General features: G+C 45.9%; 6 protein-coding genes and 1 tRNA gene. 3 read left to right on the top strand and 4 right to left on the bottom strand.

The features are described 5' to 3' along the window. Positions 1 to 26: 26 nt before the first annotated feature. From pepT to CIK89_RS03590, 3 genes are all read right to left on the bottom strand, one after another. Complete coding sequence (gene pepT / locus CIK89_RS03605; protein WP_094390078.1) at positions 27 to 1250, bottom strand: peptidase T; 1224 nt, start codon at positions 1248 to 1250, stop codon at positions 27 to 29. 864 nt (positions 1251 to 2114) lie between these two features. Next, positions 2115 to 2915: a ThiF family adenylyltransferase gene (locus tag CIK89_RS03595; RefSeq protein ID WP_094390076.1), complete on the bottom strand. Its 801-nt coding sequence runs from the start codon at positions 2913 to 2915 to the stop codon at positions 2115 to 2117. Positions 2916 to 2917: 2 nt separating this feature from the next. Next, positions 2918 to 5470 (bottom strand): C10 family peptidase, encoded by a 2553-nt coding sequence (locus tag CIK89_RS03590; protein WP_158214965.1) that lies wholly within the window; start codon positions 5468 to 5470, stop codon positions 2918 to 2920. 432 nt (positions 5471 to 5902) lie between these two features. Between CIK89_RS03590 and CIK89_RS03585 the strand changes: the two genes are divergently transcribed. From CIK89_RS03585 to asnA, 3 genes are all read left to right on the top strand, one after another. Further along, positions 5903 to 5976 (top strand) — tRNA-Arg (locus tag CIK89_RS03585). Between the two features lie 313 nt (positions 5977 to 6289). Then, positions 6290 to 8722: a beta-galactosidase GalA gene (gene galA / locus CIK89_RS03580; protein ID WP_254046606.1), complete on the top strand. Its 2433-nt coding sequence runs from the start codon at positions 6290 to 6292 to the stop codon at positions 8720 to 8722. Between the two features lie 465 nt (positions 8723 to 9187). Further along, on the top strand, positions 9188 to 10225 hold the full coding sequence (gene asnA / locus CIK89_RS03575) for an aspartate--ammonia ligase (RefSeq protein WP_094390073.1): 1038 nt from the start codon (positions 9188 to 9190) through the stop codon (positions 10223 to 10225). Between the two features lie 105 nt (positions 10226 to 10330). Here the strand turns inward: asnA and CIK89_RS03570 are convergent, their stop codons facing one another. Beyond that, the gene (locus CIK89_RS03570; RefSeq protein ID WP_094390072.1) at positions 10331 to 12181 is read right to left on the bottom strand and encodes a DNA polymerase III subunit gamma/tau; all 1851 of its coding nucleotides are present in this window, start codon (positions 12179 to 12181) and stop codon (positions 10331 to 10333) included. Positions 12182 to 12569 lie beyond the last annotated feature (388 nt).

Below are 12569 nucleotides of genomic sequence, written 5' to 3'. Positions count from 1 at the left end.
CTTGTCAGGTCTGTTTATCTTTATGCTTAGTCGTTATATCCAGCAGTAAGTTCGCAGATTTTCACGATAACATTCATGGCTTTCTCCATCGACTGTATTGATACAAACTCGTATGGTCCATGGAAATTCACACCACCAGCGAAGATATTGGGGCAGGGCAGACCTTTGAACGAAAGCTGTGCACCGTCGGTACCACCGCGTATCGGGCTGACCTTTGGAGCCACACCAGTATCTTGCATGGCACGCAATACGAGGTCTATCACGTGCATCTGTGGATCAATTTTCTCCTTCATGTTGTAATACTGGTCGCTAACCACAGCCTCTACAGTTCCCTCACCGTATTTTTCATTCATCTTCTCTGCACACTGCATGATGAAGTGTTTGCGGTCTTCAAACTTCTCGCGATCATGGTCGCGAATGATATAGTTCAGCTTTGCCAGTTCTATATTCGACTGAATGCCCAGCAGGTGATAGAAGCCCTGATAGCCTTCGGTGGTTTCTGGTGTCTCGTTTTCGGGCAACATCTTGGCAAACTCCGCAGCCAGTGCATTGGCATTGATCATCTTGCCTTTTGCATATCCTGGGTGTACGCTCACTCCCTTGATTGTGATTTTGGCAGAAGCGGCATTGAAGTTTTCAAATTCCAATTCGCCCACATCACCACCGTCCATGGTGTATGCCCATTCGCATCCAAACTTCTCTACATCGAAGTGATGGGCGCCCATACCGATTTCTTCATCGGGGTTGAAAGCCACTCTGATCTTGCCGTGCTTAATCTCTTTGTGTTCTTGCAGATAAACCATGGCCTGTACGATTTCGGCAATACCCGCCTTGTCGTCTGCACCGAGCAGAGTGTGTCCGTCTGTCACAATGAGGTCTTCGCCCACGTGTTGTAACAGTTCGGGAAATTTCTTCGGACTGGATATGATACCCTCCGACAGCAGGATATCCGTACCATTATAGTTTTGCACAATCTGTGGTTTGATATCTGCACCAGAGCAGTCAGGGCTTGTATCATAGTGTGAGATGAATCCGATGGTGGGCACCTCTTCTTTGATATTCCCCTTGAGCGTGGCGTAGAGATAACCTTTCTCGTCGAGTTCCACGTCGTCGAGCCCCTCGCGTTCCAGTTCTTTCTTCAGATATTCCGCAAACAACAGTTGTTTGCTTGTACTTGGCACAGTCTGGCTTTCTTCGCTCGACTGTGTGTCAAATTTCACGTAATTCAGGAATCTTTCTGTTATATCCATATTTGCTTATTGCTATTGTTTCTGTCTGCGAAATTACGAATAATTAGGCGAACCGCCAAATATAATGTAGTTTTTTAGGTTAAATTGTAGCTGTTCTGCCTATGCGCTTGGGGTGTGGTAATCTTCTATTGCGGTAGATTTTGTCTATGCACTCCACGTTTGTAGCAGCTTTTGCCTTGGCACACATAAAATTTTAGTTTTCAGAAAATTTCGACCACTCGACCACCGAAGCGTGCATCGTGCTATCATACAGTAGTTTAGGTGGTGGTCGAAGCTGTTTCTATCGACCACTCATCGACCACCGCCAAAATTTGTTGAATTTTACATTTCAGACCAATATACGTATTGTCAGACATTTCCAAACCTTTGGCAAAAGTATTGCCCAACGTTTGGTAAGAGTGTTTTCCAACGTTTGGTAAGAGTGTTTTCCAACGTTTGGCAAAAATGTTTTCCAACGTTTGGCAAAAGTGTTTTCCAACGTTTTAAAAATATCTTTTCAACGTTTGATAAAGGAGTTATCCAACGTTTGATAAAGGAGTTATCCAATGTTTTATAAAAGTATTATCCAACGTTTGATAAAGGTGTTATCCAATGGTGGATAAAAATTTTTGCAATATTGTATAAGAGTTCTTATCTGCTAACGTAAAACAAACGGAAAACAGTAGGAACTTTCACTTGCATCGTAAGCAGGTTTTTTGCAATCGTTTCTCGGTGGTCGATGTGTGGTCGATGAAAAAAGCTTCGACCACCAGCAAAAACCTGAATGTCATGAGGTTATGCGCGTTTGTGGTCGTGTGGTCGAAAAAAACAGAAAACTATTTTTTTTGTATCTTCGGCTTGTCGATACAAGTCTTGATAGTGTGATTATTCCTTGCTTTTGTTGTAGATGTCTTTGAGGATGAGTCCCGCCAGGGTAAAGCCGAATATGCCGGTGATGTGGAGTAACGATCCGTTGATTTGCGCTTTCCGCACATTCCAATCGTGATGTGCCAGTTCGGGATTGCCTTCCTGTGTGCCGGTTGGTGCAAAGGCAGCATCTACGGAGTTGTCGGGACCTAAGTTGGGCAGTAACTCCTGACTAAACACACATAGAAACTTACGCGCAGGGCGCCGTTTCAGACTGCGGAATTTGTGGCGTAGGGCAGCTCCCAACGGACAACCTTTGACTTTCCAAAACTCAGCCACCTCTATCTTGGTAGGGTCCATCTTCAGTGCAGCCCCCATCGACGAGAAGAATTTTGCCTTGGTGCGACATGCACACTCGATGAGCAACAGTTTGTCGCGAAGGCTGTCGATGGCATCTACTATATAGTCGTAGTCCTCAAGATGGAAACTCTCGGCAGTCGTTTCGTCGAATATCATCTGCAGGGCAGTGATATCTGCATGAGGGTTGATGTCGAGAAGATGTTCTTTGAGTGCATCCACCTTGACACGTCCCACGGTTTTTGTAGTAGCCATGAGTTGACGATTGACATTGCTGATAGCCACTTTGTCAGAATCAACAATGGTGATATGGCGTACGCCAGAACGCACCAATGCTTCTACACACCAACTGCCCACGCCGCCTACACCGAAGACGATGACACGTTTAGATTGAAGCGACTGGAGGATGTCTTCACCCACCAGTCGCTCTGTACGGTTAAAAATGCCTTGTTCTATATCCATGCTTATTTCACAGCAACTTTCGTGCCATCTACCACATAGATGCCTGCTGCAACGGGAATGCTGACAGGTTGTCCTGCTGTTGCTTTAACTTCAGCCACCTTCTGTCCGTTCAGCTTGTATATATTGACAGTCTTGTTGCGGTCTGTTGTGATGTTGATTTGACCATGGTCACCGCGGATATAGGTTTTGCTGATATCCACCTTGCCAATGCCCGTGCCGCCTTCGGCGCCAGCCACATAGGCTACGACATCAAAAGGTCTTATTCTGTAAACGTAACCAAGCTTGTCAATAAGAGGGAGTTGCCATTCTTGTAGTGATGTGGTGACATCATATTCTGTACCGCCTGTGCCATTATCGTAGATGCCATTAAATTGTACATAAATGGTTTTGCAACCTACTGCATCTGGTGTGTATGTTGCTGTCAGTTGGGTGATGGTACCGTTACCAGGGAACACAATCGTGTTTGAGTTCGTACCACCCCATGTGAATTCTTTAGCACCAAAACCACTAATACTCCAGGTGCCAGAGGATAGTCCGCCGTTGTTCTTGATATCGTACCGAACCACCAGCTTGTCGTCTTTCACTTTTGGAACTTTTACTCTATCATTGTTGTAATAGGCATCCTCTGTTTCAAACTCATTGCTGGCATTGGTTACAACTTGTACCAATTCGAGTTGCGGAATTCCAGAGGGTGTTGCAGTAAACTTCTTGGCACTGACCAGTTCGGTACCAGAATCTACATCTTTTACCCAAAGGTAGAATTCCTCAGCAGGTACAGGGATTGCCACCTCACGTATTGACTTGCCTTTAGCAGGTACACTTACATAGACGTTAACACCATCTTCAGGACAAGTCTGATCTGTGCTGGTATAGACACTGAGCATACTGAATACATCATTGTCTGTTGCGTTGCTAACATCCAACTTAATGGTATTGCTCTTGCCTGATAGCAATTCGCTTTCTACGATTACCTCGGCGGTCAAAGGATATAACTGCTTGAGGCTGGTTTCTGTAGCCTCTACCGTATAGTAGCCCATGCGCTCCAATCCTGCTTCCTTCCAAGTGATATTGTCTTCACTATACACAGGGTAAATGGTGGTAACACCTACAGGGAAAGCGTAGTCTATTTTATAGGTATTGGGGAACCAGTAGTTTTGTTGGAGATTCTGAACCATTCTTGTGTTAGTAATCAGCTTCATACTGCCGTCAGCAGCTTTAATTCCCCAACCGCAATAGCCAGAGAATTTTTTCGGAGCTCTGTTGGTGAAGTAGTTATAGAATTCAATTTTGAAGTTGTCGGTAGCACTTGTTCGTGTGTCTTGGGTTATCGTGATCTTAGTATCAGTACTGATACCCGTGGCATATATCGGCTTGAGTGTTACCAGTGGTATATCCTCTTGACCATTATCGGGCATGATACCTATAATCATATCGCTACCTTGGTTATAACCATCGGGTGCATTACCCGAACCGATGCCGCCCTTCGCGGGATTGAGGATCGTGATGTCGAAATAACCATCTTGATAGCCGCCCCATCCCCAATTGATGTGGTACAGACCTTTTCCGTCAGAACCGTCGCAGACAAACTGGTGACCGCCATCTGACGATTGTCCGCTGTAGAGAATAGGTCTTTTGGCTATGAGTTCATTGTCAATCAACGTATTCCATTCTTTTATGGAGAATGCCTCACGACGAACTTCTGCCATGAAGTCTTTGTCATAGCCAAAATATTTAGACAGATGTTCAGGATTAACATTAGCACCAGACGATTGCCCATAGTCCATCTTTACAGCTACACCGCAATGATGCATGAGTTTGGCAACGGCATTGGCTTGGTCATCATTAAAACTTCCAGATCTGTATTGCGGTAGGATATTATCCCAGTCGTAGGTGCCATCGGTAGCTTTGCTGATGCCAGGCACGTTGATTTTATTGCTTCTAGTGGTATAGCCAGAAATATCTGCTTGTAGTTGGCTGGGATACTTCCAATAGCCCATCACCTGCGCCATGGCGGTTGCCACACAACCTGTTACCGCCTTGTGGACACCGTCGTATTCGGGACACATGCGGTTGTAGGGGTCGCCTTGGTTCCATTGGATGTTGCCCAAGAGTGGAGCTACGGTAGGTTGGGTGTAGGATGCCGACTCGCGCAGCGCCTTAGCTTCGGCAGCTGTGCGCAGGGCATGGGGATTGCCAGCTTTCACCTCTTCAACAAATTTCTGATAGGCGGTGATGAACTCGACGTATGCCTCAGGCAATGTGTCTTCGGTGTAGTTGCCTTGCTTGGCATAACCCACAATCTCAGGCAACCGGTCGTCTGCAGAGACGATGGTGTAACCCTTGTTCGTTCCGTTTTCAATCACATAGTAGGCAGGATCGATGCCGTTGGTCTTTTGAACCATTCTCGGTTGGGGCGACATGGCGTCCATGCTGATGCCCAATCGCTCGGCTTGTTGCTGTGCAATTTTGAGTGCTTGTTGGTAACTGCGTGGTCCTGCAAAAGCCATCAGTTGCACAAAACACATGGCAAAGAGTAGGAGTAAATGTTTTCTCATAAGCTTACTATATTTATGGTTTATATGTTGTCGTCGGTTGTAATTATTTTGCAAATATAGCATGATTTTCTGAGATTTACAAGTCGTAACACCTGCTTTTTACGCTATGAAACATCTTTTTTATCAGATGAACTTGTTTTGAGCTGTTTTGTTGAGCCAATAAGATTGGTATGAGGGGAAAACAGTGGGTATGGTAGAGTACAATGGTGCAGAAATAGAATTTATATCAGTCGTACCATTGCAGAGAAAATGGGAGGCAGCGTTGATATTGACCGGCAATACACTCCTGGTGCACGCTTTGTCTTTACCATTCCCGACAGACAGGCATAATACACCGTAGTCAAAAGGATAGGCAGAAGTGAAAACGAAGGGTGAAAACCACCAGATAAATTTGGTAGTTCGCTCGCTTTTTAGTAATTTTGCACTCGCATTGGTTCCGTAGCTTAGCTGAATAGAGCGTCAGATTCCGGTTCTGAAGGTCCAGGGTTTGAATCCCTGCGGAATCACTAAAGAGCATGACTTATCAGAAGCCATGCTCTTTTTCAGCTATTTATACCTACGTTCAACAATATCGGCGGTATAATACTTTAATGACCGATGTTTTGAAATGACAGGGTGTTGTTTATCCATAACTATTTGCATTATTTTGCAGTTTTGCGTACTATATTGTCTTCAACTCGTTGCATTACCAATAATTCCTTATCTTTGCAGAAAATAATATTGGATTTCATCCTTCCATTTCATGGCGAGAAAACGAAGGGTGAAAGCCCACTCTAAAATGATATAATCAGAAATAGAAACAATCAATGACGAAAAACAATGAAGATAAGAAAATGGTTACTCTTAGCTGTCGCCAGTATGCAGATGACTGGTGCCATGGCTGACAACGTACGTGAGAAGATTCTCATAGACGAAGGATGGAAGTTTGCTTTTGGAAATGCTGCCGACCCTGCCAAGGATTTTGGCTGTGGTACTGAGTATTTCAACTATCTGACCAAGGCAAATTCCATACATAACGCAGGTCCGTATGCTCAGAAATTCAACGATTCCACCTGGGTGTCTGTCACTATCCCTCACGATTGGGTGACCAATCTGTCTTATGCTCGGAATGCAAGTCATTCGCATGGTTATAAGACTGTAGGATATAAATTTCCAGAGACAAGTGTAGGATGGTATCGTAAAACTATCAGTATTCCTAAGGAGGACTTGGGAAAGCATATCGCCATTCAGTTTGATGGTATCTTCCGTAACGCACAAGTGTGGTTCAACGGATTTTATATGGGAACGGAACCGAGTGGCTATGCTACACAGGTGTATGATGTGACCGAATATGTCAACTATGGAGGCGAGAACCTCATCTGTGTGCGTGCTGACGCAACATTAGAGGAAGGATGGTTTTATGAAGGGGCAGGCATCTATCGGGATGCTTGGCTGTTGAAGTCTGCTTCCGTAAGTGTGGCACCATTTGGCACTTTCGTGTTTGCCGATATCAAGAAACCCTACGATGCTGCGGTGGTTCATGTGAAAACTGAGGTCAACAACCATTCGCTTGAATCGCAGCAATGCAGTGTAGAGCAACGACTGCTGGACGCAGAAGGTAAACTGGTGGGAAAGGCTGAAAGCGTAAACCTTAGTCTAAACGCCAAACAGACCCTTGGCTGCGAACAGACCATTGCGCTCGACCATCCGCATCTGTGGTCAACCGACGACCCTTATATATATAAGGTGGAAACTACGGTAAAGGTGAATGGTGAAGTGACAGATGTCTATGAAACGACAACGGGTATCCGTGAAGTGGTGTTTGATGCTCAATCGGGTTTCATGCTTAATGGAAAACCCATCAAACTGAAGGGCGTCAATATGCATCAGGATCATGCTGGGGTAGGGGCTGCTATTCCCGATGCTTTGCAGGCTTGGCGCATCAAGAAGCTCAAGGAGTTTGGCTGTAATGCCTATCGTGCTTCACATAACCCCATGACACCTGCCTTGCTCGATATTTGTGATAGAGAGGGACTGTTGGTCATCGACGAAAACCGTTTGACCGGTATTAACACAGAACACTTGCGCTTGCTGGAGAACATGATTAAGCGCGACCGAAACCATCCGTCAGTCATTCTGTGGAGTGATGGTAATGAGGAGTGGGGAATAGAAAACTCCGTACAGGGCACACGTATTGCTGCTGCCATGCGAGAATATACCCGACTGCTCGATCCTACACGTCATTCTACTATTGCCAATGCCGGAGGTTCGGAGATGATTAAAGGACTGGATGTGGTTGGCTTTAATTATATCGTGCAAAACGATGTGGATAATAGAAAAAAAGCTAATCCTGACTGGAAAATCGTGGGCACAGAGGAAACAACAGGTTGTGGTACCCGTGGGGTGTATTTCGAATCAAAAGAACAGCCCGGACACATGGTTAGCATGAACAGAGGAACAAAACCTGGCGTGGAAAACGTGATAGAGCGCGGGTGGAAATTCTATGATGAACGCCCGTGGGCTGCCGGTCTTTTCTATTGGACAGGATTTGACTATCGTGGCGAACCTAATCCGCTGGAATATCCCGCCCATGATTCTGAGTTTGGTATCCTTGACTATTGCGGTTTCATGAAAGATGAGGCATTGTATCTGAAATCTGTATGGACTGACGAGCCTGTGTTGCATATATTCCCACACTGGAATCTGCAAGGACATGAAGGTGAAACCGTCGAGGTTTGGGCGTATAGCAACTGCGACGAAGTGGAACTGATAGTGAATGGAAAGAAACTGGGACGCCAGACCATGCCTAAGAACGGTCACCTGAAATGGCAAGCTGTTTATCAGCCCGGAAAGGTTGTGGCTATTGGTTATAAGAATGGTAAACGTATGCTTACCCAACAAGTGGAAACTACCAAGCCGGCTTATAAGATTGTGATGAAAACAGACCGTCAGGCGATTAGTGCAGACGGACGCGATGTGGCTGTTGTCACAGTAGAAGTGCAGGATGCTAAGGGACGTATAGTGCCCGATGCTTGTCCGATGCTGACGTTTAAACTTGCAGGTGATGGCAGAATACTCGGTGTAGGAAATGGAGATCCGTCTTATCTTGGTGCTGACCATCCTGATCATAACGACTGCCATGAGTTTAGCATTCCTGCATTCAATGGACTGGCGCAGGTGATCATCCAGAGTTCACACCATTCCTCTGCACTGCAGTTGAGCGGCGAAGCCAACAAACTTAAAACTGGAGAACTGACTATTAATACTAAATGACTGAACTTTCGCATGTGGGGAAGTTAAGGGAAGTTAGAGAGAAGTTAGAGAGAAGTTAGAGAGAAGTTAGAGGGAAGTTAGAGAGAAGTTAAGGGACAAATGTCCTACGTCTTACGGCAAAAGGCTATTGTCTCTTAACTTCCCGAACGACCGTAGGGAGTGATAACTTCTTTAACTTCAATCAATTCCCTCAGTTGCGAAGCATGTGGGGGGAAGTTAATGGAAGTTAGGGAAGTTAGAGAGAAGTTAAGGGACAAATCAGACGGAAACACAACGGCTTAACATAGGATGATGTAAATACCTGTCATTTGTCAATTCGAATGCCGTTCATTGTGGCAATATGTCGTCAATATGCATTAATTATAACGGAAATAGTATCATTGTGTAAAAATATCTGGGCTTTTTGCTTGCAATTTAATATAAAAGTAGTACCTTTGCAGAAGAAATAAAGAAAAAGCATAAAAAATGACCAGACTTATTAAACCTATAGTATATCAGCCACTGCTCGATGTGAAACACACCGAACAGGGAATCAAGCTTATCAAGGAGTTCTTTCAGCAGAATCTATCTACTGAATTAAGACTCCGCCGTGTCACAGCTCCTTTGTTTGTTTTGAAAGGACTCGGTATCAACGACGACCTCAATGGTGTGGAGCGTGCCGTTTCGTTTCCTATCAAGGATCTTGGCGATGCTACGGCAGAAGTAGTTCATTCGTTGGCTAAGTGGAAACGCCTTTCGCTGGCAGAATACAAAATAGAACCAGGATATGGTATCTATACCGATATGAATGCTATCCGTGCCGATGAGGAACTGGATAATCTACATTCGCTCTATGTCGATCAGTGGGACTGGGAGGCTGTTATCACTCCAGAACAGCGCACTGTGGCTTATCTCAAAAATGTGGTAGAGCGCATCTATGCAGCTATTCGCCGTACGGAATACCTCACCTGTGAGACCTACGATCAGATTAAGCCCTTCCTGCCTGAGAAGATTACCTTTATCCATGCAGAAGAACTCTTGCAGATGTATCCAGACAAGTCGCCGAAAGAGCGCGAAGATGCCATCTGTGAGAAATACGGTGCGGTGTTTATCATAGGTATCGGTGGTGTACTCTCTAACGGAGAGAAACACGATGGACGTGCACCAGACTATGATGACTGGTCAACAATGGGCGAGAACGGACTGCCGGGACTCAATGGTGATATTCTGATTTGGTATCCTGTATTGGGACGCTCGTTTGAGTTGTCGTCAATGGGTATTCGTGTGGATAAGGAAGCCTTGTTGCGACAGTTGAAACTGGAAGGTAAGGAAGATCGCGAGCAACTCTATTTCCACCGCAAACTATTGCAGGGCGAACTGCCATTAAGCATTGGCGGCGGTATCGGTCAGAGTCGCTTGTGTATGGTATTGCTTCATAAAGGACATATCGGTGAGATACAGGCTTCGATATGGCCCGATGATATGCGCGCCGAGTGTAAGGCACTGGGCATGCAGTTGATATAATTCGAAACAGGCAGGCCTGATGTCCCTGTTGGGACGTCGTGCTTGCCTGCTCGATTTGCTTAGCGTCAGTAGTTAGAGGCCTGAGTCGTTTGCGATAAATAATGCTTAGGCCAATTCAAGATTCAACATGTCCCGCAGTTGCTTGACTGCGGGATTATCTTTTTCCATTTCTTCGTATTGCTCACGACGGGTCAGAGAACGCTCTTGTTCGTCGAACTCTGCCAAAACGATGTTGAGCGTAATCTTATTGTTTTGCAGATGCAGTTTCAAGGTGTTGACAATACTGCCTTTGATCTGCTGCATCTGTTCCATGACCAACTGGTTGTCAACCGTTACCTCTATCTGTGGCATTTCTTTAATGACCGGTGTCATGTTCTTCATGCGAGTGGCAACGGCACTGTATTGCTGGGGCATGCGGTTGCACATGGCAATCCATTCGCGAGTCAGGTCGGCTTCGGTGAATTCGGCTTGATCCTGTGTTGCGGCGCTTGTTGCAGCTTGCTCGTTGACCAAGACATCAGCCATCGGAGCCTTGTCGGTGTCCGACTGTTTGCGCAGATTGTTCCATGAGAAGCCAACGGCAGTTTTCAGACGTGGGCGGTTTGCTGTATTGTAGGTAGCCACCTGCTGCCTGGGCTGGGGAGAGGCAGTCTGCGTCTGTTGCAGAATCTTAGGAGTGGGTACAACATTCGTAGCGGAAGAAGTCTGCTGAGAAACTCTTCCTGCTGCCGATGCTGTGGATGCGGCAGTAGCAGCTGAGGCCACCTGTTGAGCCTGCTGTGTGTGTTGCGACTGCCGTATCAAGTGTTTGAACAGGGATTTCAGTCTTCTGGGCCTACGCCCACTGCCAGCCCCCTCGGCGGGCTGAGTCAGCTGAGCTACCTCGATGAGCGTCAGTTCTACCAGCAGTCGTTTGTTGGAAGACTGTCGGTAGTTAATGTCGCATTGGTTCATCAGGCGCAGGGCACTATAGAGGAAGCGCAAGTCGCAACGCTGCGCCTGTTGCTGCAGACGCTCCCGTTGTTGTTCGCTTGCCTCAAGCAAAGGCAGGGTCTGCGGGTCTTTTGCCATCATCACGTTACGCACGTGTTTGGCAAGCCCCCCTATCAATAATCCGCCATCGAAACCATGTGCAATAATCTGGTTGGCAAGCAACATGATTTCGCTTACTTTGTTTTCGATGGAATAGTCTATAATCTTGAAGTAATAGTCGGAGTCGAGCACGTTCAAGTCTTCTATCACCTTCTGATAAGTGATATTGCCTTGGCAGAATGATGCAGCCTGATCGAAGATGGAGAGTGCGTCGCGCATTCCGCCATCCGCCTTTTCTGCTATCACCTCCAGAGCCTGCTCTTCATATTGTATGCCCTCTTTCTCTGCAACCGATTTCAGATGAGCAATGGTGTTTTGCACGGTCATGCGCTCAAAGTCGTAGATTTGGCAGCGGCTGAGAATGGTAGGCAGAATCTTATGCTTCTCGGTGGTCGCTAAGATAAAGATGACGTGTGCCGGTGGCTCTTCCAGTGTTTTTAGAAAAGCATTGAAGGCAGCGGTAGAGAGCATGTGCACCTCGTCGATGATAAACACCTTGTATTTACCAACCTGCGGTGGGATGCGGGTTTGCTCCATGAGTGTCTTGATATGCTCTACCGAGTTGTTGGAGGCGGCATCGAGTTCGAAGATGTTGAACGACCGTTGCTCGTTGAAGGCTTGGCAACTTTCACAGTGTCCGCATGCCTCCCCGTCTTCCGTGGGAGAGAGACAGTTGATAGCCTTGGCAAAGATACGTGCGCAGGTAGTCTTTCCTACACCTCTCGGACCGCAAAACAAGTAGGCGTGAGCCAGTTTGCCGCTCTTCACAGCATTCTTCAGCGTAGTGGTCAGTGCTTGTTGTCCCACTACGGTATCGAATGTGGCAGGGCGGTATTTTCTTGCCGATACGATATATTCTTCCATGTGATTAATAGATTTCGCACACAAAGGTACGATTAAGTGAGCAGAATACAAAAAGAAATACCAAATTTCTTTTTGGATTCTCGAACGTGAGTACCTTGGACCTTCAGGTCAGAGGTACGATTAAGTGAGTGAAATTCCAAAGAAAAACACCTTTTTCTTTTTGTACTTCCGAGCGGAAGTACCTTCGACCTTCAGGTCAGCGGTACGAATAAGCGAGAGAAAAACCAAATAAATTTGTGTTTTTCCGAATGTGAGTACCTATGAAATGCACCCCTAAAGTTAGACATAAAGCTTTTAGAGGTACATTATGAGTAGTTTTCATTCATTAAAAGAAAGATTAGAAACAGTATTAAAGGTAAAGTCTGGCGTACCCATCGTCCAGTTATGC

This window comes from Prevotella sp. P4-119 (genome assembly GCF_002251345.1).
In the GTDB taxonomy this organism is placed as follows: domain Bacteria; phylum Bacteroidota; class Bacteroidia; order Bacteroidales; family Bacteroidaceae; genus Prevotella.
The sequence above is the reverse complement of the archived record's forward strand: the minus strand, read 5'-3'. Positions and strand labels throughout refer to the sequence as shown.